This window comes from Winogradskyella sp., from assembly GCF_003712105.1.
In the GTDB taxonomy this organism is placed as follows: domain Bacteria; phylum Bacteroidota; class Bacteroidia; order Flavobacteriales; family Flavobacteriaceae; genus Winogradskyella.
In genome coordinates this window covers 201,570-225,759 of the sequence record NZ_RHLG01000005.1, presented here as the reverse complement: position 1 = coordinate 225,759, position 24,190 = coordinate 201,570, and the positions used below count along the sequence as shown (strand labels likewise).

General features: G+C 34.4%; 19 protein-coding genes. 7 read left to right on the top strand and 12 right to left on the bottom strand.

Annotated elements, in window-relative coordinates; translation table 11 throughout:
* Positions 1-68: 68 nt before the first annotated feature.
* Positions 69-1,226: a DegT/DnrJ/EryC1/StrS family aminotransferase gene (locus tag ED556_RS12435; protein WP_296324330.1), complete on the top strand. Its 1,158-nt coding sequence runs from the start codon at positions 69-71 to the stop codon at positions 1,224-1,226.
* Between the two features lie 4 nt (positions 1,227-1,230).
* Positions 1,231-2,253 carry a UDP-glucose 4-epimerase GalE gene (galE, locus tag ED556_RS12430; protein WP_296324557.1) on the top strand — a complete coding sequence of 341 codons (1,023 nt, stop codon included), beginning with the start codon at positions 1,231-1,233 and terminating at the stop codon, positions 2,251-2,253.
* An 11-nt stretch (positions 2,254-2,264) separates the two neighbouring features.
* On the opposite strand, the gene lspA is transcribed toward galE, so the two are convergent.
* The 5 genes from lspA to ED556_RS12405 form a co-directional block, all read right to left on the bottom strand.
* Positions 2,265-2,762, bottom strand: a complete 498-nt coding sequence (gene lspA, locus ED556_RS12425) for a signal peptidase II (protein ID WP_296324327.1) — start codon at positions 2,760-2,762, stop codon at positions 2,265-2,267.
* 12 nt (positions 2,763-2,774) lie between these two features.
* Positions 2,775-3,668 carry an ACP S-malonyltransferase gene (gene fabD / locus ED556_RS12420; RefSeq protein WP_296324324.1) on the bottom strand — a complete coding sequence of 298 codons (894 nt, stop codon included), beginning with the start codon at positions 3,666-3,668 and terminating at the stop codon, positions 2,775-2,777.
* Between the two features lie 112 nt (positions 3,669-3,780).
* Positions 3,781-7,362 carry a M1 family aminopeptidase gene (locus ED556_RS12415; protein WP_296324321.1) on the bottom strand — a complete coding sequence of 1,194 codons (3,582 nt, stop codon included), beginning with the start codon at positions 7,360-7,362 and terminating at the stop codon, positions 3,781-3,783.
* A 21-nt stretch (positions 7,363-7,383) separates the two neighbouring features.
* A complete protein-coding gene (locus ED556_RS12410) occupies positions 7,384-8,268 on the bottom strand; it encodes an ABC transporter ATP-binding protein (protein ID WP_296324318.1) in 885 nt (294 codons plus the stop codon).
* Positions 8,269-8,422: 154 nt separating this feature from the next.
* Positions 8,423-9,352: a dihydrofolate reductase gene (locus tag ED556_RS12405; RefSeq protein ID WP_296324315.1), complete on the bottom strand. Its 930-nt coding sequence runs from the start codon at positions 9,350-9,352 to the stop codon at positions 8,423-8,425.
* Positions 9,353-9,627: 275 nt separating this feature from the next.
* Between ED556_RS12405 and ED556_RS12400 the strand changes: the two genes are divergently transcribed.
* The gene (locus ED556_RS12400) at positions 9,628-9,924 is read left to right on the top strand and encodes an isoamylase early set domain-containing protein (protein WP_296324312.1); all 297 of its coding nucleotides are present in this window, start codon (positions 9,628-9,630) and stop codon (positions 9,922-9,924) included.
* A gap of 44 nt (positions 9,925-9,968) precedes the next feature.
* Here the strand turns inward: ED556_RS12400 and ED556_RS12395 are convergent, their stop codons facing one another.
* The 6 genes from ED556_RS12395 to ED556_RS12370 all read right to left on the bottom strand — a co-directional run bounded on the left by ED556_RS12395 (position 9,969) and on the right by ED556_RS12370 (position 16,074).
* Positions 9,969-10,862: a hypothetical protein gene (locus ED556_RS12395; protein WP_296324311.1), complete on the bottom strand. Its 894-nt coding sequence runs from the start codon at positions 10,860-10,862 to the stop codon at positions 9,969-9,971.
* Position 10,863: 1 nt separating this feature from the next.
* On the bottom strand, positions 10,864-11,688 hold the full coding sequence (locus ED556_RS12390) for a thymidylate synthase (protein WP_296324308.1): 825 nt from the start codon (positions 11,686-11,688) through the stop codon (positions 10,864-10,866).
* A gap of 138 nt (positions 11,689-11,826) precedes the next feature.
* Positions 11,827-13,545 carry a nucleoside transporter C-terminal domain-containing protein gene (locus ED556_RS12385; RefSeq protein ID WP_296324304.1) on the bottom strand — a complete coding sequence of 573 codons (1,719 nt, stop codon included), beginning with the start codon at positions 13,543-13,545 and terminating at the stop codon, positions 11,827-11,829.
* 13 nt (positions 13,546-13,558) lie between these two features.
* Positions 13,559-14,176: a bifunctional nuclease family protein gene (locus tag ED556_RS12380; RefSeq protein WP_296324301.1), complete on the bottom strand. Its 618-nt coding sequence runs from the start codon at positions 14,174-14,176 to the stop codon at positions 13,559-13,561.
* Positions 14,177-14,346: 170 nt separating this feature from the next.
* Positions 14,347-15,309: an electron transfer flavoprotein subunit alpha/FixB family protein gene (locus ED556_RS12375; RefSeq protein ID WP_296324298.1), complete on the bottom strand. Its 963-nt coding sequence runs from the start codon at positions 15,307-15,309 to the stop codon at positions 14,347-14,349.
* An 18-nt stretch (positions 15,310-15,327) separates the two neighbouring features.
* Positions 15,328-16,074 carry an electron transfer flavoprotein subunit beta/FixA family protein gene (locus ED556_RS12370; protein ID WP_296324295.1) on the bottom strand — a complete coding sequence of 249 codons (747 nt, stop codon included), beginning with the start codon at positions 16,072-16,074 and terminating at the stop codon, positions 15,328-15,330.
* Positions 16,075-16,309: 235 nt separating this feature from the next.
* On the opposite strand from ED556_RS12370, the gene ED556_RS12365 reads away from it, so the two are divergent.
* Positions 16,310-17,287: a pyruvate dehydrogenase complex E1 component subunit beta gene (locus ED556_RS12365; RefSeq protein WP_296324293.1), complete on the top strand. Its 978-nt coding sequence runs from the start codon at positions 16,310-16,312 to the stop codon at positions 17,285-17,287.
* An 85-nt stretch (positions 17,288-17,372) separates the two neighbouring features.
* Positions 17,373-19,883, top strand: coding sequence for a DUF5686 and carboxypeptidase-like regulatory domain-containing protein (locus ED556_RS12360; RefSeq protein WP_296324290.1), 2,511 nt, complete (start codon positions 17,373-17,375; stop codon positions 19,881-19,883).
* Positions 19,884-19,897: 14 nt separating this feature from the next.
* Here ED556_RS12360 and ED556_RS12355 read toward each other — a convergent pair whose 3' ends face one another.
* A complete protein-coding gene (locus ED556_RS12355; protein ID WP_296324287.1) occupies positions 19,898-21,001 on the bottom strand; it encodes a Gfo/Idh/MocA family oxidoreductase in 1,104 nt (367 codons plus the stop codon).
* Positions 21,002-21,159: 158 nt separating this feature from the next.
* Here ED556_RS12355 and ED556_RS12350 point away from each other — a divergent pair, with 158 nt between their 5' ends.
* Both ED556_RS12350 and ED556_RS12345 read left to right on the top strand, forming a co-directional pair.
* The gene (locus ED556_RS12350; protein WP_296324284.1) at positions 21,160-21,687 is read left to right on the top strand and encodes an inorganic diphosphatase; all 528 of its coding nucleotides are present in this window, start codon (positions 21,160-21,162) and stop codon (positions 21,685-21,687) included.
* Positions 21,688-21,799: 112 nt separating this feature from the next.
* Complete coding sequence (locus ED556_RS12345) at positions 21,800-24,181, top strand: sodium-translocating pyrophosphatase (protein ID WP_296324281.1); 2,382 nt, start codon at positions 21,800-21,802, stop codon at positions 24,179-24,181.
* Positions 24,182-24,190 lie beyond the last annotated feature (9 nt).

Below are 24,190 nucleotides of genomic sequence, written 5' to 3'. Positions count from 1 at the left end.
TTAATTGTATTGATGACACATAAGTATTTTGTACTTTCGCTAGTAACCATAAGCAATAGTTTAGCGGAATGAAGAAAATTCAAATGGTTGACCTAAAAGGTCAATACGAAAACATTAAAGATGTTATAAAACCATCTTTTGATGAAATCATCGAGAATACAGCTTTTATTAATGGTCCTAAGGTCCATGAGTTTCAAAAAAACCTTGAAGATTATCTTGGTGTTAAGCATGTTATTCCATGTGCAAATGGTACTGATGCTTTGCAGATTGCAATGATGGGTTTAGGCCTTGAGCAAGGCGATGAAGTCATAACTGCCGATTTTACTTTTGCTGCTACTGTAGAGGTTATTGCACTGCTAAAACTAACTCCAGTATTAGTTGATGTAGACCCCATTACTTTTAATATAGATGTCGATGCTGTAGAAAAAGCAATCACTCCAAAAACTAAAGCTATTGTGCCGGTTCATCTATTTGGCTTAGCAGCTAATATGGATGAGATTATGGAATTAGCTCATAAGCATAATTTATATGTTATTGAAGATAACGCCCAAGGTATAGGTGCTGATTATACACATAATGATGGTTCAAAAACTAAAACAGGAGTTATAGGTCATGTATCATCTACATCGTTTTTTCCATCTAAGAATTTAGGATGCTATGGTGATGGTGGCGCTATATTTACAAATGATGATGATTTAGCACATACTATAAGAGGTATTGTAAACCATGGTATGTACAAGCGATACCATCATGATGTCGTTGGAGTAAATTCAAGGTTGGATTCATTACAAGCAGCAGTTCTTGATGCAAAATTACCTCACCTAGATAATTACAATGACTCACGAAGAAATGCAGCTCGAAAATATACAGAAGCATTTAAGAACCATCCTAAGATTATAACGCCATCTGGAAAATCTGATTGTCAAGGTATTTGCGATGCTTGTGATTGCCATGTTTTTCATCAGTATACGTTGAATTTAAAAGATGTAAATAGAGATGCGCTTGTAGCACACTTAAATGAAAACGGCATTCCTTGCGGTGTATATTACCCTATTCCATTACATAAGCAAAAAGCTTATGTAGATGAACGCTATAATGAAGACGATTTTAAAGTTACCAACCAACTAGTAAAGTCGGTAATTTCTTTGCCAATGCATACAGAGTTAGATGATGAGCAAATAGACTTTATTACAAAAACAGTCATAGATTTTATTGACGCAAACTAACAACATAAAAGTATTAGTTACAGGCGGACTAGGTTATATAGGGTCGCATACAGTTGTTGAGTTACAAAATGCAGGCTTTAATGTTGTTATTTTAGATAACCTTTCAAATTCTACAATTGATGTTTTAGAAGGTATAACTAAAATTACTGGAATTACTCCTGATTTCTATTCACTAGACTTAAGGTCTAAAGAAGACATTAAACCTTTTTTTAAAACCCATTCAGATATATCAGGCGTTGTTCATTTTGCTGCTAGTAAAGCAGTTGGAGAGAGTGTACAAAAGCCATTATTTTATTACCAAAATAATGTTACGACCCTAATCAATGTATTGCAAGAACTAAAATCTATTGAGTGTCAAAACTTTATTTTTAGTTCTTCGTGCACGGTTTATGGTGAAGCGGATAGTTTGCCAATAACAGAGACGTCGCCAATAAAACCAGCGGTTTCACCTTATGGTAATACCAAACAAATTTCAGAAGAGATTTTAAGAGATATATGTGTTATAAATCGAAAATTTAAAACCGTTGCGCTACGGTATTTCAACCCAATCGGTGCACATAGTTCTGGTTATATAGGAGAATTGCCGTTAGGAGTCCCGCAAAATTTAGTGCCTTATATTACACAAACAGCTATTGGTGTTCGTGAGCAACTCCCAGTTTTTGGCGATGATTACCCAACTGAGGATGGCACCTGTATTAGAGATTATATACATGTCGTAGACGTAGCCAAGGCGCATGTCGTTGCCTTAAACCGTTTGCTAAATAGTCAACAAGAATCTAACTATGAAGTATTTAATATTGGTACTGGTAATGGAAGTTCAGTGCTTCAGGTCATAGAATCTTTTGAGGAAGTTACTAACCAAAAATTAAATTACAAAATAGTAGATAGAAGACTTGGCGATGTAACATCAGCTTATGCAGACACTACCAAAGCCAATACTATTTTAGGTTGGAAAGCGAGATTTTCATTAGATGATGCTATGCGAGATGCTTGGAATTGGGAAAAAAAGATAAGAACTAAAAAATAGATCTTACATTATTATTCCGTTACCACTACTTTTTTCTTTTTAAATAGAAAGTTGCTGAAAATAAGCATAAATAAGCCGGTTGTTACAGCTACATCTGCAACGTTAAAAATACCTGTCTTAAAAACACCTCCTAAATCAATAAAGAAAAAGTCTGTGACTTTATTATGAATAAATCTATCAAATACATTAGATACGCCACCACCAACAATAAGACTGTAGGCAACTAAACTTACTCTATCTAATTTAGAGTTTGTAAAAATATAATAGACCACATACCCTAACACTAACAAGGGAAATAGTTTTAAAAATATAAAGTGTAATAATGGACTCATATCACTTCCCATGCCAAGAAACGCACCTTCGTTTTCTACATATTTCATTATGAATTTTTGTCCAAAAACTTCTTTTTCTTCACCATAAATAAAGTTGCCGCGAACCCATATTTTTGATATTTGGTCAATAGCTATTGTGATAATTACTACTAAAGCAGTAGTCAGATTTTTATTCAAAACAATAAAATTTTAAATGTTAGTTTCTAGTGTTGCCGAAGCTGTTTCTGCCTCACGATTAATCTTTTTTACAAGTCCTTGTAATACCTTACCTGGACCAACTTCAGTGAAATGAGTTGCGCCATCAGCAATCATTTGTTGTACAGATTGCGTCCATCTTACAGGAGCAGTCAACTGGGAAATTAAATTAGTCTTAATACTTGTTTCATCGGTTACGGCGCTTGCAGTAACGTTTTGGTATATAGGACAGTTAGGTTTACTAAAGTTTGTATTTTCAATGGCAGCAGCTAGCTCCTCACGAGCAGGTTCCATCATTGGTGAGTGAAATGCACCACCTACAGGCAATACTAATGCACGTCTAGCACCTTCTTCTTTAAGGGCTTCACAAGCATTATTAACCGCTTCAATCTCTCCAGAAATAACAAGTTGCCCAGGGCAATTGTAATTGGCAGCAACGACAACACCTTCTGTCATTGCGCAAATTTTTTCAACAATATCATCATCAAGCCCTAATACAGCAGCCATTGTACTTGGTTGTAATTCGCAAGCTTTTTGCATTGCTTGAGCACGTTGAGATACGAGTTTTAAACCATCTTCAAAATTTAAAGCGCCAGAAGCAACAAGTGCTGAAAATTCTCCTAAAGAATGACCTGCAACCATATCTGGATTAAAATTATCTCCAAGTGTTTTTGCTAGTATAACTGAATGTAAGAAAATAGCTGGTTGTGTAACTTTGGTTTGTTTTAAATCTTCGGCTGAACCTTCAAACATAGTGTCGGTGATAGAAAAGCCTAAAATATCATTAGCCTTTTCAAATAGGTCTTGTGCTGATGGAGAATTTTCATAAAGGTCTAATCCCATTCCTGAAAATTGAGCACCTTGACCCGGAAATATATATGCTTTCATTTTTTATTCAAATTTATGCTGCAAAAATAGGAATTAAATTGTTTATCAACTCTAAAATAAAACACCTTAAATAGTGTCTACTACTTAAGGTGTTTGTGAGAAATAATAGACGTTATTCTTCTAAACTTATGCTTTTAATATTGTCCTTGTAAACACGATCAATCAAAATATGTCTTGGGTCGATTGCCGCTTTAACAGGAAGTGAATCTAACTCAATGGTTAATGACGATTTTTCTTTATTAAATTTTAAACGTTGTGTTTCGTATAATTCTTCTTCTTCACTATCCATAAAGAAACCTACATCAACCCAATCATCCATAGTTATTCTGGTTTCGTTACCTAAGCTATCAGATTTAATCTTGTAACTTTCAATGTCGAGCTTCACCTCATATTTTCCGTTATCTAACTTTTTGTAAGTAGCGTCTTTAAGTCTATTATCGTAAAGTGTAATTTCTTTAAACCAATCTTTTATAAGATACTTTAAGGAATCTGGAACTTGAGGTTCTAAATGACGTAAAAAGTCATGCGTACTTGGATAAGGTGTATTTCTGTAACGATACTCTTCAAGGAAGTTCTTCATTGCGGTATTCACATTTTCTTCGCCAATATAATCTTGCAATGCATAAAGAATAACACTTCCTTTTCCATAATGAATGTATCCTTGATTTTCTACTTTGTACAATGGCAATTCTTTAAGACGTTCACCACTTCTTCCACGTAAATATCTATCGTGATTATACTTTAAGAACTCACGCATTTTCATCGGATTTTCAGTAATGCTTTTTAAGGTCATTAATGAAGAGTATTCAGAGAAACTTTCGCTTAGCATCGTACTGCCTTGCATGTATGCACCAATAACCTGATGTGCCCACCATTGGTGACCCATTTCGTGTGCTATTACGGCATCAATGACGTTGTTTTCGGTTTCGTCTTCAAGATTAATGATAAACCCAAAAGACTCAGCATATGGCATAGTTCCAGGGAATGCTTGTGCAAAATTACTATACCTAGGAAACTCAATAATACGAGCTTGTTTATGATAATAAGGACCAAAATTCTCTGTGAAATATTTTAAAGAACGCTGTACGGCATCTAACATCATTTCTATATTAACAGCATGCTTTTTATCGTGATATATTTCAATGTCAATGCCATTCCAATTGCGTGTCGCAATTTCGTACTCTGCAGACATAAACGAATAGAAATTTAAGGATGGTGTATCTGTCTTATAATGGAAATAGTTTCGACCATTATCTTCCCATTTCTTTTGTAAAGAACCTGGAGCGATAGCAGTTTGGCTATTAGAGGTAGATATTATGGTTTCAACATCTATAAAATCGCCTTGCTTTTGAAAAATGTAATTCCCCATGTGTAAATCTGTAACTCCGGGAGTTAAGTCTGGCATGCGTTTTTTCTCAGGTAAATCGTATTTTTTACGAGTATTTTTATCATTAATTTCATAACCTTCGTTATAACCAAATGTAGGAAGCATACTGCCATTGTTAAAAAATGTACCGTTATTAACTATAGTTGTATTACCTCTACCATTTTTAAATCCTTTGGTCGTGTACTTGTTATCGATATCAATTTTTATGGTATCTCCAGGTTGTAATGCAGGTGACAACTTATAAATTGTAAACAAATATGTAGAGTCTTTGTAAACCGGTTTTGCATTAGGAATTACGAGCTTGGTGTCCCATTCATTTTGATTATAAACATGAACAGAATCCATAGGTTTATCAGTAGCATTCGTAATTTCTAACTCCGCTTTTACATGGATGTTTCTTTCATCTGGGAATATGTCTATATAATATTTAGCTTCAGTAATTTTTGGAGATGAGACGTTTTTATATTTCCCATATTTCTTCTCATAATCAGCAGATAATTGTTCTAAGGTATCACCAGTTCTATAGGTGTTAAGGACTTGGCTATTATAATACACAAAACCTGCAACACCTAACCATGCAACAGTAGCTATTATAATAACACCTCTATAGCTTTTAGGAACTTCTTGTCTGGCAGTTTTTATTCTACTTATTAGAGAACTTTTTGAACCTCTGTTCCATAAAGCACCAGCAATTAACAGGGCTAATATACCAAGCAACGCCCAATATAAATTAAACCAAAGCGCACCTTTAACTCCAGGTCCAAAACCATTCATATCAGAATAGAAGACAGATGGTCCACCAGCAACATCTAGCATATTAGAATTAATATCAAGAATACCTAGAATAATCTCCCAAACTAGTAAAATTAAAACAGCAATAAAGTAACCGATGTATTTATTACTTGATAGTACTTGTACTAAAATCGTAACTGCACCGAAGATAAAGAACAAGGGCAGGTTATCGTAGAAGAAGTCTAACAGATAAACATCTAGCTCTATACGAGTATATCCTTTTAGCAATTGATAGATAACACCAATAGCAATGAAAAATATATTTAATATGGTTGCTATGCTGACTAGAGATAATGTCTTTGCAGCCATAGAAATAAATGATGTATGCGCAGTGGCATCTATCACTTCATTTATCTTATTATCTCTATCACGCCAAATAAGTTCACCACTAAAGAACACCACAATAATTATGATAAAAATATCTGTATTATCCTTAATAGAATCAATGAGTTTGTATGTTACCGGATAAGATTGTAGTCCGAAATATTCAAAACCTCCAGATAGATCAGCCACTAGAATTATAACACAGAATAAGAAAAGAATTTTAAAGGTTACGCTTTTAATGATGCTTAAAAAATTAGTGTAGAAAAAGCTTTTGAACTGTTGCCAATTGGTAGCACCATTAAATGCAGGATTTAATTCTGGAATTATATAAGTCGTTTCAGATCTTGAAGTGTTTTCTTTTTCCTTTTTAACCTTTTTGTTCTTTTGTCTGAAAGAAAAACTAAAGTATGAACCTAGTAATACGACTAATCCAACACCAATCCATATTAGACGGTTATAAAGCAATAAGCCAGAAAAACTAGGACTAATCGTGTTTTTCTCGACAGGCGTAAAATATTTAGTTTCTATAGAGTATGTTCGTATACCAAAGGTGTCAGTAAGTGCAGCTATAGATTCATTATCAACATCTGAAGCAAACGAACCAGCAATAATATAGGCGACAATAATAACTAAAGCACCTACAAAAGAAATGACCGTACTTTTCCATTTATTAGCCATAGCAAAAATTATAGTGCCTGCTAAAAACATGTTGGGTAGAATAAATAATAGATAATTATTTACAAAAGTTTTTAGGTAGAATGGACCAAAGCGCTCAAGGTCTATCCAATTAAAAATAGAGTTGAGGTAGGTTCCTAAAAGCATCCCTATGAAAACACCAACTAATGGTAATGTAGAGATGAATAATGCTCCAAAAAAGCGTCCAAAATAATAACCAGGTTTACTTAATGGTGTCGTAAATAATATTTCGTTAAACTCATTATTATGGTCTCTAAGTGCTGCATTGTTAAAAAAAGCGGCAGCCATTAGTAAGCTAAAAATGCTAAATACTGTAATATGAATAGTTAATGTATATGGAGAATTCCTATAAACATTACCAATTGCACCACCGATTTGAACGTTGTCACTTACCGTAGCAAAAAACTCCATCAAACCTAATATGAGCATAAAAATATACACCATAGGTTGTCTAAGTGTATACTTTAATTCCGAAAGAAAAAATGTCTTAAACATGATATATAGGATTAATGATGATTAAACAAGTACGTTAGACGTGTTGATTTTTGAAAAGAAAACATCCTCCAAATTTGGAGTTACTTGCTCAAAACCATTGCTAGGATGGTCTTCACTATATACATGTATTAATGGTTGTCCACCAACCATCTTGTTAGATATTATTTTGTAATCTCTAGCGTAGTCTTTTAAATTGTCTCTGCTTACTATTTTCTGAAACACTTTACCACCTAAATCATCAATAGCCGTTTGTGGAGAACCATGAAATACGATTTCGCCAAAATTCATTATTGCCATCTTAGTGCATAATTCTCGCACATCATCCACAATATGAGTAGATAAAATAACAATGACATCTTTACCTACATCTGCCAAGAGATTATAAAAACGGTTACGCTCACCTGGATCTAAACCAGCTGTTGGTTCATCCACAATAATAAGTCTAGGATTACCAATAAGCGCCTGCGCAATACCTACACGCTGTTTCATACCGCCCGAAAATCCTTTTACTGATTTATTACGCTTATCGAATAAGTTTACCTTATCTAAAAGATACCTTACTAATAACTTTCGTTCTTTAGGGTTGGTGATGCCTTTTAGTACCGCAATATGATTTAGTAATTGTTCTGCCGTAATTCTTGGATAAACTCCAAATTCTTGTGGTAAATACCCTAATACTTTTCTTAGTTCGGCAGGTTGTTTTAATATATCAATGTCATCTAAACTTGCTGTTCCAGAATCTGCATCTTGCAAGGTGGCCAAAGTTCTCATTAGAGAAGATTTTCCGGCGCCATTTGGTCCTAAAAGACCAAACATTCCGTTTTCAAGTTCTAGGCTAACGTTATCTAATGCCTTTACACCATTAGGATAAGTTTTTGATAAATTAGAGATTTTGAGTGTGCTCATTAGTTGATATGTTTTGATTGATAGTTTTCAGTAAGACGATGGTATATCGTAACTGTTACAGTTATAATTAAAATTTGATTCAAGTTATAAAAAAGAATCTACAATTATGAAGACGTAAAAATCAAGTAAAAAGTTGCCTTAGTATTTAAGCAATTTATCTTCTTTCATAAGTTATGAATGAAAAGGCGTATTTGTGTTTGTCATCTGCATCACGAGTTGTTCGGCTAACTTCTTTCCAAATCTGAGCATCAATAGTCGGGAAAAACGTATCTGCATCTTCAAAGCTAGCATGTACTCTTGTAATCTCTAATTTATCTACTAAAGGAAGGGCTTGCTTGTAGATTTCACCACCACCAATAACAAATGGATTATTGTCACTACTTGAAGCATCGATAGCTTCTTCTAGCGAGTTCACGACAATAACACCTTCTGGAGCCTCATAATTTGTTTTACGTGTTATGACGACATGTGTTCTATTTGGAAGTGGTTTAGGAAAACTTTCAAAAGTCTTTCGGCCCATGATAATATGATGTCCGTTAGTGAGGCGCTTAAAACGTTTAAGATCATCACTCAAATGCCAGATGAGGTCATTATCCTTACCGATAGCATTATCTTCACCAGCAGCAACAATTATAGTTAAGTTAGTCTTTTTTTTTTCGTCAAGATTTGCAGCAGAATCTTGGTCTTGAAATAGTTGAGATTTAGCCATCTCAGTCTCCTCTTTTATAAGTGTCTTTTTAATCTCATCTATACGTTGCTGCTGCTTCGATACCAAGCGTTCCAATTGATGTTTTTCCCAATCTTTACCCATGAACTTATGAGTGATAAATACATTTATAAAATGATAAGCAAAAAGGAATAACCATGCTAGAATAGCATAAACAAACCAGTTTACACCAGCAATTGTGAAATCTTCACCGATACCAAGAATGGTATTAGCAATGATTAAAAATACAGCACCAATTAAAAAGACGACAAAATGAACGTATAAGCGTTTTTTTTGACGAATGCGTTTTTGGGCATTTTCAATGAGTTCTAATTGGTCTTTATCTATAGAAGTTGTTTGTTTCTTTTTACCGAACATTGTAATAATTTGTAAAGTAAAGATACTTCTTTTTTTACTACATCGATGTCGTAATTTTTTGCTCAAGTTTTCGACATCGATGTAGTTGAAAATCAAGACTTAATAACGGTTTAGAGTGATTATTAATCTCGTAATATTTCCCCTTTCAAAATATCAATTTCAACTAAAAAAGCATCTCGTTTTATCAAAGCCATAATTCTTTTCTTATTGTGTATTAAAACTAGAATTTGTGATTTTTTCTTTTATAATTTTAACCCAAAATTAAATCGATTATTATGGCTATTAAAAAACAATATTTAAAAAGCAAACCAATTTGTAAGGTTACATTTTCTGTTCCAGCAAAAGAAGCAAATACTGTGTCTGTTGTTGGTAGTTTTAATCAGTGGAATACTGAAGCAACTGAATTAAAGAAATTAAAAAATGGAACATTTAAAACAACTCTAGATTTACCAGCAGATGAATCTTACGAGTTTAGATATGTTGTTGATGGAACTTACATCAATGACGAAGCAGCTGATGCTTATGTTTGGAGCGATTTTGCTGCAGCTGATAATAGTGTTATAAATTTATAAGGAAAGCTTTTATCTAGAACAGCGCCTTTTTAAAGGCGCTGTGTTTAAGATTTTTTTCTTCTCTTCCGTCTTTTGGACTTTTTCTTCTCTTTTTCTGATTTATTATCACCTTCTACCACAAATTTAATAGGCAGAAAAAATGGAATATTAACGGCCTTACCATTTAACATTCCTGGAGATTTTGCATCCGGCATGCCTGCAATTAATCGTATACCTTCAGCTTCGAGCATAGGGTCTGGAGCTCTTACATAATTCAATTCAATTTTTCCTTCAGTATTTATTTTAAAAAATAAAAATATTGAATTAACTCCTGGAGATAATCCAGCAGCACTTGCTATTAAATCGCCTCTAAAATTTTCCTGAATATATTTCATGAGCTTATAATTCATACACCTGAATGCGTCTTCATCATTTAACTGTTCACTACAACCTTCAAAAACAGGAAGCTTGCCTAAAAACTCAAAAGGAACGTCAGTAGGTTCAAAATCAGGAATTAATTCTAAGTCAGTTCTCGATGAATCAATTTTAAATCCATAAAAAGAGGTGACATTGCTTGCAACACCTCGGTCAAATTCATCTAAAACGGGTTTGATTTGTGGGAACTTTTTAATTAAATAGTTTACATCTTTAGTTGTGCTATCTACAGAAGAATATAGCTTAGACAGGTCTTTTAAAACATAACCTTTTTCATCAAAGTATAATCTTGAACTAAGTGTAATTGTGTCAGACTTTGATTTTTTTATCAGTTTAGTTTTAAGTGAATCTGATAACTGATTAAAGATAAATTCTGACGATTTAGTAGTGTAACATTTCTCTTTGTCAACGGCATCATCACAACCCTCAAAGATGACGAATGGTCTATTGTATTTAATTGTAGACTTTTGCGAAAACCCACAAAAATAAAAAGATAAAAGAACTAAAATTGTCAGTTTTTGCATACTATACAGCAACTACACCTTTAATATGTGGATGTGGATTGTAATCAACTAAAGTAAAATCTTCAAAGTCAAAATCGAAAATATCTTTTACTTCAGGATTAAGTATCATTTTTGGTAAAGGCCTCGGATCACGCGAGAGTTGTAACTCTAACTGCTCCATATGATTGTTATAAATATGAGCATCACCAAACGTATGAATAAAATCTCCTGGCTGATATCCGCAAACCTGAGCCATCATCATGGTAAATAATGCATAAGAAGCAATATTAAAAGGAACTCCCAAAAATATATCTGCACTACGCTGATATAGCTGGCATGAAAGTTTTCCATCGGCAACATAAAACTGAAAAAACGCATGACAAGGCGGTAGTGCTGCTTTTCCATTAGCTACATTTTCTGAAAATGAAATAGAAGTATCTGGTAAAACAGAAGGATTCCATGCAGACACTAACATTCTACGGCTATTAGGATTATGTTTTAAAGTTTCGATGGCCTCTTTTATTTGGTCGATTTCTTCGCTGTTCCAATTGCGCCATTGATGTCCATAAACTGGTCCTAAATCTCCATTTTCATCTGCCCATTCGTTCCAAATACGAACACCATTTTCAGTAAGGTAATTAATGTTTGTATCCCCTTTTAAAAACCAAAGTAGTTCGTATATGATAGATTTAAGGTGTAATTTTTTTGTAGTGACCATAGGGAAACCTTCACTCAAATCAAAACGCATTTGGTAGCCAAATACACTTTTTGTGCCAGTGCCTGTGCGGTCGCCTTTTTCGTTTCCATGTTCTAAAACATGCTTTACAAGATCATGATACTGCTTCATGTATAGTCGTCATTTTATTGAAGTTAAAAATAAAAAAAAGCCCTAAACGATAAAGTTCAAGGCTTTTAATGATATTAAAAGTTATTAACCATATGTCTTACGAAAAACTATTCAAGATGCATCTGTGGCGATTCGTCACTAGCCGATAATCATACCAGCAATAGTCGCAGAAATTAGTGAGGCTATTGTACCACCAATAAGTGCTTTCATTCCAAATTTAGATAGCTGCTTACGTTGACCAGGAGCTAAAGAACCAATACCGCCAATTTGTATACCTATAGAAGCGAAATTGGCAAAACCACATAACATATACGTTGCCATAATTACTGATTTCTCATAAGTCAAGTGTGTAGCACTAGCCACATTTTTTAAATCTGCTAATTGAATATAACCTACAAATTCACTCGCTGCTAATTTGATTCCTAATAACTGTCCCATCATCATAATATCTTCAGAGGCAACGCCTATTAACCACATTAAAGGTGCGAAAACTGTACCTAATATTGCTTCGAGAGAAAAGGACGAATAAGGTGTATTTGCAGCCATCCAAGTATTTAATGATGTTACATCTCCAACCCAACCTAAAACGCCATTAATCATTGCGATAAATGCGACAAATACTAATAGCATAGCGCCAACATTAACAGCTAGTTTTAAGCCTTCAGTTGTACCGTTAGCAATAGCATCTAAAATATTGGCTCCAATTTTTTCTTGAGAAACAGAAACATCTGTATTGATATCTTCAGTTTGAGGAAATAAGATTTTCGAAATCACAATTGCTCCAGGAGCTGCCATAACCGATGCAGCCAATAAATGTTTTGCATAGAATAACCTTAATTCTGGGTCATCACCTCCTAAAAATCCAATATATGCGGCTAGTACAGCACCAGCTACGGTTGCCATACCACCAATCATTACCAGCAAGATTTCAGACTTATTCATTTTTTCTAGATACGCCTTAATAAGTAATGGCGCTTCTGTTTGTCCTAAGAAAATATTACCGGCAACACTTAAACTTTCAGCACCAGATATTTTTAAGGCTTTAGATAGTAACCAAGCCATTGCTTTTACTACTTTTTGAATGATGCCTAGATAGAATAATACTGATGTTAGTGCAGAGAAAAATAAAATAGTTGGTAACACTTGAAATGCAAAGATGAAACCAAACGTGTCCATATCGACGACCAAGCCTTCAAATAAAAATTTACTTCCAGCTCTAGTAAAGTCTAAAATGCTAACGAACAAACTTCCTACCCATTCAAATGCTGCTTTTACAAAACCGACACGTAATACGCCTATAGCAATTAATAATTGGAAAGAAAGGCCAATACCAACAGTTTTCCAGTTTATTGCTTTTTTATTGCTGCTAAATAAATACGCTATAAAAACTAAAACCAGCATTCCCAAAATTCCACGCCATAAGCTGTCAAAAGAAAAACCTTGACTTGGAATGATTTCGTTGCCAAAATATTCTACGTTGCTATCAGCTTGAACGGCTTCAACCTTATCTGAGTACTTAAACTTATAAGTTGTTGACTTCTCTTTAAAAACAAGTGTAGAATCTGTGAGTTCTTCAATACGATATCTCCTAATCGTATCATTTGGGGTATTGTAGTAAAAAACAAGTAAATTATTCTGATAGTGATAATCGCCCGAAGCTTGTAAACTGTCTTTCGCTAAAAGGGAATATTCAAATCTACCATTTTTGAGTTCAATTTTATCAGAGTCATTGATTTCAAATAATGTTTCACCACTTTCATTTTCTATAGCGTCGAATCCCCATGTTTTTTCTAATTCCTGAGCATTAAGCTGTAATCCAAAAAAAATAGCTGTAATAGCTAGTAAAAAATGCTTCATTGATTAGGTTGATTTAGCGTTTAGAAATTTCGTCTCTTAGTTTAGCAGCGGTTTCGTAATCTTCATTATTAACTGCTTCTTCTAGCAATGTATGAAGTTCTTCTAGTGTTTTATTCTTATAGGCATCATCACCAAGTGCAGCTGTTTCAATTTCTTCGGCAATTAAATCATCAACCAAAATACTGTCTTGAGATTCATCATCTTCTTTTTTAGGATTTACCTTAAGATAAATTCCAGCTTTGTCTAAGATGTTTTTATAAGTGAATATAGGTGCCTGAAACCTTAACGCCAGTGCTATGGCATCACTGGTACGTGCATCAATAATTTCTTCAATATTATCGCGCTCGCAAATAAGACTAGAATAGAATACACCATCTACAAGCTTATGGATAATAACTTGCTTCACAACGATGTCAAAACGGTCAGAAAAATTTTTGAATAAATCGTGAGTAAGCGGACGTGGCGGTCTAATTTCTTTCTCTAAAGCTATGGCTATAGATTGTGCTTCAAAAGCACCAATAACTATAGGTAATTTTCGGTCACCATCAACTTCATTTAATATTAAAGCATAAGCGCCATTTTGGGTCTGGCTATAAGAAATGCCCTTTATATTTAAGCGTACTAAACTCATAATTGCTCGATAATCGAGAGGTTTAATATCCAAATATCAATACTATCTACATTCTAAGAAGGTCTATCGTATTCGGAATGTTAAAGAACACAAAGAACTGTTTAAATTTTGAATTTACCAACTACTGGTATCATCTAAACAGTTCTTGTGTGTAATAAAGTTACTAAAAATTATGCGTTTTGAGCTTTAAACGCTTTTAGTTTTTCGGTTAAAACTGGGATAACTTCAAAGGCATCTCCAACAATTCCGTAGTCAGCAGCTTTAAAGAATGGTGCTTCAGGGTCTGTATTAATTACAACTTTTACTTTTGAAGCACTAATACCTGCTAAATGCTGAATTGCTCCAGAGATACCAATAGCTATGTATAAATTAGTTGCTACTGGCTTACCTGTTTGCCCAACGTGCTCACTATGCGAACGCCATCCTAAATCTGAAACTGGTTTAGAGCATGCTGTTGCAGCACCTAATACTTCTGCTAAGTTTTCTACTAATCCCCAATTTTCTGGACCTTTAAGTCCACGTCCACCAGAAACTACAATATCAGCATCTGCAATAGTTACTTTGCCTGCAACTTTATCAACAGATTCTACCGTAACTCCAGATTCGGCAATTGAAGGCGAAAAATCTTCAACTGAAGCAGAGCCACCAGACTCTACTAATCCAAAAGAATTATTTGAAACACCTACAAGTTTTACATCAGTATTGATTTCTGTATTAGCAAAAGCTTTGTTTGTAAAAGCAGTACGTTTTACAGTAAAAGGAGATAAGCTTGAAGGTTTTTCTACCACGTTAGATACATAACCAGCTTCTAAACCAACTGCTAATAAGGGTGCTAAATATTTACTGTCTGCACTAGAGCTTACAACAACAACTTTAGATCCTTCTTGCTTAGCAGCTTGTTCTAAAACTGATGCGTATTTTTTTGCATTGAACTTATCTAGATCACCATTGCTTATAGCCAAAACTTTGGAAGCGCCATAGTTGCCTAATGTTCCTGCATCTTCTGCATTTATAGTAACTGCGGTTACACCAGTTCCCATTTCATCAGCAATAGCTTTTGCATAAGAAACACATTCAAAAGCTCCTTTTTTTAATTTTCCGTTTTCTGATTCTGTATATACTAAAATTGACATCTTCTTCTTTTTTAAAATTTAAATTACTTTGGCTTCGTTATGAAGTAAATTAATTAATTCGTCTATGTTATCAGGCTCTACAAGTTTTACAGCGCCTTTTGGTGCTGGCTTCTCAAAACTACTAGCAGCAGTTTCAGCATTTGCACCAGTTGGTTCTACAACATTTAAAGGTTTTTTACGTGCCATCATAATACCTCTCATATTAGGAATACGTAAATCGCTTTCTTCTACTAAACCTTTTTGACCACCAATTACTAATGGTAAAGATGTAGCGACGGTTTCTTTTCCGCCATCAATTTCTCGAACAGCTTTTGCACTAGTTCCATCAACTTCTAAACCTATACAATTGGCAACAAAATTTGCTCCAGTTAAGGCAGAAAGCATTCCAGGTACCATACCACCATTATAATCAATAGACTCACGACCTGCGATAACTAAATCATAACCTCCACTGGTAACTACATTGGCAAGTTCCTTAGCAACAGCATAACCATCTGTAGCAGCCGTGTTTACACGAATTGCTGAATCTGCTCCGATTGCCAAAGCTTTTCTTAATGTAGGTTCTGTTTCTGGTCCACCAACATTTACTACATCTACAGATGCACCTTGTTTTTCTTTAAACCACATGGCTCTTGTTAATCCAAATTCATCGTTAGGATTGATTACATATTGAACACCATTAGTATCAAACTTGGTATCGCCATCAGTAAAGTTAATTTTTGAAGTCGTATCGGGTACATGACTAATACAAACTAGAATTTTCATAATTCTTATCTTTTTTAAAATATTATGTTTTCAACGAAAACGTTATAGTAAATTTTCATTTAAAACCTTAATTTACAGTTATTTACGAATAAAAATAGATCGAAATTAAAGCGGATACGAAGATAATCACTTTTTTTATAATATTTACTATGCATGCATAATAAATTTTAAATTAATTTCAGTAATAAAGTTTTTCTTTTATTCCTATTTTTGCTTTTCTAACAAAAGAAAACCGATGAAAACGATTCAATTTAGAGAGGCAATCGCCGAAGCAATGAGTGAAGAAATGCGCAGAGATGAAAGCATTTATTTAATGGGTGAAGAAGTTGCAGAATATAATGGTGCTTATAAGGCCTCTAAAGGTATGTTGGATGAATTTGGTCCTAAGCGTGTTATTGATACGCCAATTGCTGAGCTAGGTTTTGCTGGTGTAGCTATTGGATCAACTATGACTGGTAATAGACCTATAGTTGAGTATATGACATTCAATTTCTCTTTGGTCGGTATTGATCAGATTATAAATAATGCTGCTAAGATCAGACAAATGTCTGGTGGGCAATTTAAATGCCCAATAGTATTTAGGGGACCAACAGCTTCTGCAGGTCAACTTGCAGCAACGCACTCTCAAGCTTTCGAAAATTGGTTTGCAAATACACCAGGTCTTAAAGTTGTTGTACCATCTAATCCATATGACGCAAAAGGATTATTAAAATCTGCAATTAGAGATGATGATCCAGTGATTTTTATGGAGAGTGAACAAATGTATGGTGATAAAGGCGAAGTTCCAGAAGGTGAGTACACTATTCCTTTAGGTGTAGCTGAGATAAAGCGTGAAGGCACTGATGTCACTATAGTGTCTTTCGGAAAAATAATTAAAGAAGCATATAAAGCTGCTGACGAATTAGAAAAAGATGGTATTTCTTGTGAAATCATAGATTTAAGAACTGTGCGTCCTATGGACAGAAAGGCAATAGTTGATTCAGTAAAGAAAACAAATAGGTTAGTTGTTTTAGAAGAAGCTTGGCCATTTGGTAATGTCGCAACTGAAATTACTTATTTGGTTCAGTCTGAAGCATTTGATTATTTAGATGCTCCTGTAGTAAAAATCAATACTGCTGACACTCCAGCTCCTTATTCTCCAGTCTTATTAGCAGAATGGTTACCAAACCATACCGATGTTATAAAGGCTGTAAAAAAAGTAATGTACAAATAACATAATTTGCAGATTTCTGCGTTAAATAAACTTCATTTACTGTTGTGATGAAAACTTAGCACAATAGTTGATGAAGTTTTTTAGTATGAAAAAAAAATTATTACTCCTTTTAATAACCCTAACATCTATTGTTGCTTATGCACAAACCAAGGTTAGTGGCTATGTGTTTGATGAAAGTAATCAACCAGTTGCTTTTGCAAATGTGATATTCAAGGGCTCTACAATTGGCACAATTACTAATGAAAATGGTAGATTTTATCTAGAGTCTGATGAAAATTGGGACACTGTTGAGGTCTCTTTTTTAGGATTCGAAATATTGACGTATCAGTTACCTAAGCGTGTTAATTACGATTTAAAATTCACATTAAAAGAAGAGGCTGCAGCATTAGATGCAGTTGTAATTGTTACTGGTAAACAATCTAAAAAAGCATCAGAAAACCCAGCGATTAGAATTCTTAAGAAAATTTGGGAGCGAAAACGTAAAAATGGTTTAAAACAATTTAAACAATACGAGTACGACCAGTACGAGAAAGTTGAGTTTGATTTAAATACAATTGATAGTGCGTTAATTAAGAGTAGACTTTTTAGAGGTATGGAATTTGTTTTTAATGAAGTCGATACATCTCGAGTTACTGGTAAAACTTACTTACCTATTTTTCTAAATGAATCCGTAAAGAAAGTTTCAGGAGATAATACTATAAATAAAAAACGAGAGGATTTAATTGGAAATAAAAACTCGGGTTTTAGTAATAATCAAATCATTATAGATTTTATAGATGATTTATACTCAGACTATAATGTTTATGATAATTATTTAAAGTTTTTCGATAAGAGTTTTATTAGCCCATTAAGTAGAACCGGAATTCAAACTTATAATTATGTTCTTTCAGATAGTGCATATATAGATAATAAATGGTGCTACAATATTATTTATTATCCTAGACGAAAGAACGAATTAACGTTTAAAGGCGATTTTTGGGTAAATGATTCTACGTATGCTATTAAAGAGATAAACCTCCAAGCATCGAAAAGTGCAAATATCAATTGGGTAAAAGAGATATACATAGAGCAGGAGTTTGATGTACTTAATGACTCTTTATTTTTGATAAAACGTGATTATTTTCTATCCGATTTCGCATTAAATAAAAAGGAAAAGTCACGTGGTGTTTATGGTAAGCGTACCACCTTATACGATAACTACAAATTTGATAGTCCTAAAGACCCAAAATATTATGATAAAGTAGTTTATGACTATGATGCAGATGTCTACAATAGGGAAGATGATTTTTGGGAAAAGAATAGGTTAGAAGCCTTAAATAAAGATGAAAAAGGTGTTTACACCATGCTAGATACTTTAAAGACTGTAAAGAAGTTCAAGAGACTTTACAATCTAGGAACTATATTGGCTTCAGGCTATATCGAGTTTCCGAGTATTAACTTTGATTACGGACCAATTTTTTCAACTTTTGGATTTAATGATGTTGAAGGTTTAAGACTAAGGACTGGAGGGCGCACTTATTTTGGACGTAACGATTTATGGCGACTCGAAGGTTTCCTGGCTTATGGGTTTAGAGACGATAAGTTTAAATACGGTATTTCAGGAAAATGGTTGCTAGATAAGAAAAGTAGGCTCACCATTTTCGGAGGTAATCGACGCGATGTAGAACAGATTGGAGCCAGTTTAACGAGTTCAACAGATGTATTAGGGCGAAGTTTAGCTTCATCTGCAGTCATTGGTACTGGAGCTAATGATAGATTAACCAATATAAATCTCACTAATTTAGGATTTTCAATTGAGCCTTTTAAAAATGTCGTTTTTAGATTAGACGGAAGTTATAGGGAGCTACGTTCAGCGTCTCCAACCTTTAGTCTTGATTATAACAACCCAAGTTCTCCAACAGGAATTTCATCGCAGGTAAATCAGTTTGAAACACGCTTGTCTATTGGGTATTATCCAAAGCGACAGATGACAGGTTACGGTGTTGAGCGACTAGAAAAGAATGATAATTTTGCACGAATATTTGCTCAAATTAGTCGTGGAGATGAAGGGTTTTTAAATAGTGATTTCGACTATACAAAGCTTCAGTTATCTTATGTACAACCTTGGCAAGTAGGTGGTTTTGGCCGTTTAACGACGTCACTGGAAGCTGGCAAGACTTTTGGAGAAGTACCACTAGCATTATTAAGTGTAGTTCCAGGAAATCAGACATTCTTCTCTATATATAATACATTTCCACAACTGGACTTTTACGAGTTTGTAACAGACACTTATACCTCTTTACATGTAGAGCATAATTTTAACGGCAGGATATTTTCTAGAATTCCTTTTCTTAAAAAATACAACCTTAGAGCTGTTTTAGGCTTACGTGGTGTTTGGGGTGAATTATCAGATGAAAATAGACTCTTGAGTACAACAGGTAATCCGGCTGAGATTGTTTTAAGAGCACCAGACTCAAAAGTATATTATGAGTACAGTTTTGGAGTTGCCAATATCTTCAAGATTTTACGAATTGACTTTAATTTTAGAGGAAATTATCTTGATTTACCAGATGCAAGACGATTTGGTGTTACCGGAAGTTTTGGATTCTTTTTCTAGTCTTTATATATTATCTATTCTTTTTTCAGATAAATAGTTTTGTTTAACCGTGCACTTTCTTTAGCGGCATCTAAAATTTCAACAACAATCATGTTGTTTTCTAATGAGTTGAGGTCGAATTTATGAAGTTGTACTTCGTTTTTAACAACTGCAGATAACAATGCAAATGGGTCATTAAAAGGGGTTTTACGTTCTTCAAGTTTAAGGACTTGTTCGTCATAGCCATCATAGCCTTCAGATATTCTCACGCGCAAATCATGTCTGTTATCTGCATATATTACACCATGGAGTCCATATATTTCCATGTCTTTTCTTCCAATTGGCCAATTCCATGACCCTTGAATAATAGCTACGGTTTTATCGTACTGCAACAAAATAATTGACTCGTCATCGACTTTAGGGTTGTTCTCAGGTTGTAATTGTTGAGTTATAGCAGTAACACTATTTGGGCGTTTACCTTCCATTAGCCAAGTGAGTATATTAGCCCCATAACAACCAAAGTCTGTAATTGCTCCTCCACCATTTTCTTTTGGGTCTGTAAGCCATTCTAAAAACTCACTGTTTACACCTATCTTTTTTGGCCCTTTATGGCCATCTCTAACTATTATTTTTCTAATCTCACCAATAGCATCTTTCTCTTTAGTTAGCTCATAAGCTTTGTGAGTGGTAGGATACCAAGTGGTTTCGTAATTGGTCAGTAGGTGAATGTTATGTTGTGTTGCCAAAGCTTCCATTTCTTTTGCATGTTCTAAACTTACAGCAAGTGGTTTTTCTACCATTACATGAATGCCTTTTGGAGCAGCAAATTTAACAACTTCCAAGTGGTCGTATATTGTTCCGAACGCAGTTACAGCTTCTATAGTAGTGTTAGAGACAAGTTCTTCCATGGTATCATAAACGATATCCATTGAAAACTTATATTGGTCTGCATATTTTTGGGCAAGGACTTTGTTCGGCTCTACGATACCTGCAATTTTAATATCACCATTTGGTTCACTACCAAATATCCAATGTACATGGGTGTGCGTAAGCCCAATGACACCGACTTGTAAAGGTTGGTCTTGTGCAGTTGAATTAAATGTAATCCAAAGCGAAAATAGTAATAGGATTGTTTTCATTACAATGGGTTAGGGTAACTTCTATGTGAAATCTAAAATTACTTTAATTTGATAGAATTGTATATACTAATTCTATTATTTCTGTATGAGTTTCAGTTTTTTAGTTGTTCAGATAAAACAATGCTTTATATTTGCACCCCTTTTTTAAATAGATAATCATGACAGCAAACGGAAAGTTAACCTTTGATGTATTAGTAGAAATACCTAAAGGAAGCAGAAATAAATATGAATACGATTTTACACTCAATAAGATACGCTTCGACAGAATGTTGTTTTCTTCTATGATGTATCCAGGAGATTATGGCTTTATTCCTGAAACTTTAGCACTTGATGGCGACCCATTGGATGTGCTTGTTATGGGTACCGAGCCTACTTTTCCAATGTGTGTAGTTGAAGTAAAACCAATTGGAGTATTCCATATGGCAGATGAAAAAGGACCTGATGAAAAACTAATCTGCGTGCCGGTTACTGATCCAATTTGGAATAGCTACCAAGATATTTCGGATTTAAATCCTCACAGAAAAAAAGAAATCACGCATTTCTTTCAAGTTTATAAAGATTTAGAAAAGAAAAAAGTTGATGTTGGTGGTTGGGGAAATGCTGATGAAGCCTATGCTATTTTTAATAAATGTGTTGAAAGATATGAGAATAGCGAGCACAAAATTAATGGAGACTTTAAGATATAATCGTCTTAACTATTATATGCAATTAGCCCTTTAAATACTTATTTAAAAGGGCTTTTGTATTAGTAATCAATTTACTACTTTTGCCCAGCTAAATAACTAATTAAAAATTAAAATGGAACAATACATTCTATACGTGCCAGCTATATTGGCAATTATTGGTCTAATCTTTATGGGAGCTAAGTATGCTTGGGTTAGAAAACAAGACTCAGGAAACGAACGCATGCAAGAGCTTTCAGCAAGTATTAAAGAAGGAGCGCTCGCATTTTTAAGTGCTGAGTATCGATTACTTCTAGTATTTGTAATAGTAGCTAGTATACTATTAGGAGTAGTGGCCTATTTAGTACCTTCTACCGAGTATATCATTATACTAGCGTTTATTGTTGGTGCTATCTTTAGTGCGCTTGCAGGGAATATTGGTATGCGCATCGCTACTGATGCTAATGCGCGTACGACTCAGGCTGCAAGAACAAGCTTACCTAAGGCATTAAAAGTGTCTTTTGGTGGTGGTACAGTAATGGGAATGGGTGTAGCTAGTTTGGCTGTATTAGGTTTAAGTATCTTCTTTATACTTTTCCTTAATATGTATATGACTGGTGAAGGTTCTTTTTACGATAATATGACGGTAGTTTTAGAAGCACTTGCAGGTTTTTCTTTAGGTGCTGAATCTATTGCATTATTTGCACGTGTTGGTGGTGGAATATACACTAAAGCAGCTGATGTTGGTGCTGATTTAGTAGGAAAGGTTGAAGCTGGTATTCCTGAGGATGATCCACGTAACCCAGCTACAATTGCAGATAACGTAGGTGATAATGTAGGTGATGTTGCAGGTATGGGTGCTGACTTATTCGGGTCTTACGTAGCTACAGTATTGGCATCTATGGTATTAGGTAATTATGTACTTAGAGATATGCGTGCTGCTGGTCAAGTGTCAGAAGCTTTCGATGGTATGGGACCAATTCTTTTACCATTAGTTATTGCTGGTGTTGGAATTATCGCTTCAATATTAGGTACACTATTAGTAAGTATAAAAAATAACGAAGCTAAAGAATCTCAAGTTCAAAAGGCTTTAGATACAGGTAATTGGGTTGCAATCATTATTACATTAATTGCAAGTTGGTTCTTAATCGATTGGATGTTACCAGCAGAAATGTCTATGAATTTCTTTGGCGAAGGTGCAAAAACAATTAGTTCTACAAATGTATTCTGGAGTGCTTTAATTGGTTTAGCTGTTGGTGGATTAATTTCATGGGTTACGGCTTACTATACAAGTCTAGGAAAAGCACCAGTAAATGATATTGTTGAAAATTCTGGTACTGGAGCTGCAACTAACATTATCGCTGGTTTAGCAGTAGGTATGAAAAGTACAGCTGCTTCTGTATTACTTTTTGCTGCTGCAATTTATGGTTCTTATGAATTGGCAGGTTTTTATGGTGTTGCATTAGCGGCATCAGCAATGATGGCTACTACTGCAATGCAGTTAGCAATTGATGCTTTTGGGCCTATTGCTGATAACGCAGGTGGAGTTGCTGAAATGGCAGAATTACCTGAGGAAGTTCGTGAACGTACAGATATATTAGATTCAGTTGGTAATACTACTGCTGCTGTTGGTAAAGGTTTTGCAATTGCTTCTGCGGCATTAACAGCATTAGCATTATTTGCTGCCTTTGTTACATTTACAGGTATTGATGGTATTAATATTTTTAAGGCAGATGTATTAGCTGCACTTTTCGTTGGTGGAATGATTCCAGTAGTATTCTCTGCATTAGCAATGAAATCGGTTGGTAAAGCTGCAATGGAAATGGTAAAAGAAGTGCGTCGTCAGTTTAAAGACATTCCTGGTATCATGGAAGGTACTGGAAAGCCTGAATACGATAAGTGTGTTGAGATATCTACTAAGGCTTCTTTAAAAGAAATGTTATTGCCAGGATTAATAACAATTGTTACACCAATTGTGATTGGATTAATATTTGGAGCAGAACCATTAGGTGGTTATATGGCAGGTGTATGTGTGTCTGGTGTAATGTGGGCAATTTTCCAAAATAACGCTGGAGGCGCTTGGGACAATGCTAAGAAATCTTTCGAAGCTGGAGCTATGGTAAACGGTAAGATTGAGAAAAAAGGTTCTGATGCGCACAAAGCTGCTGTTACTGGTGATACTGTTGGAGATCCTTTTAAAGACACATCTGGTCCATCCATGAACATATTAATTAAATTGACGTGTTTAGTAGGATTAGTTATTGCTCCAATTTTAGGTGGTCATACAGAGGAAGGTTATGCACAATTAGAGGATGAAGTTACAATTGAAATGACTGTTGAAGCAGGAGATTTAGCTACAGCAACAATTACATATACAACAAGTGAAAATGGTGAAGAAGTTGTAAGAGAAAAAGTGATTACTGGAACAAAATCTGAGGTTGAAACAAAACTTAAAGCTTTTGAATCAACTAAAGTATATTCAAAAAGTAAAATAAAGAAAGTAGAGATTACTAAATAGTAACTCTTC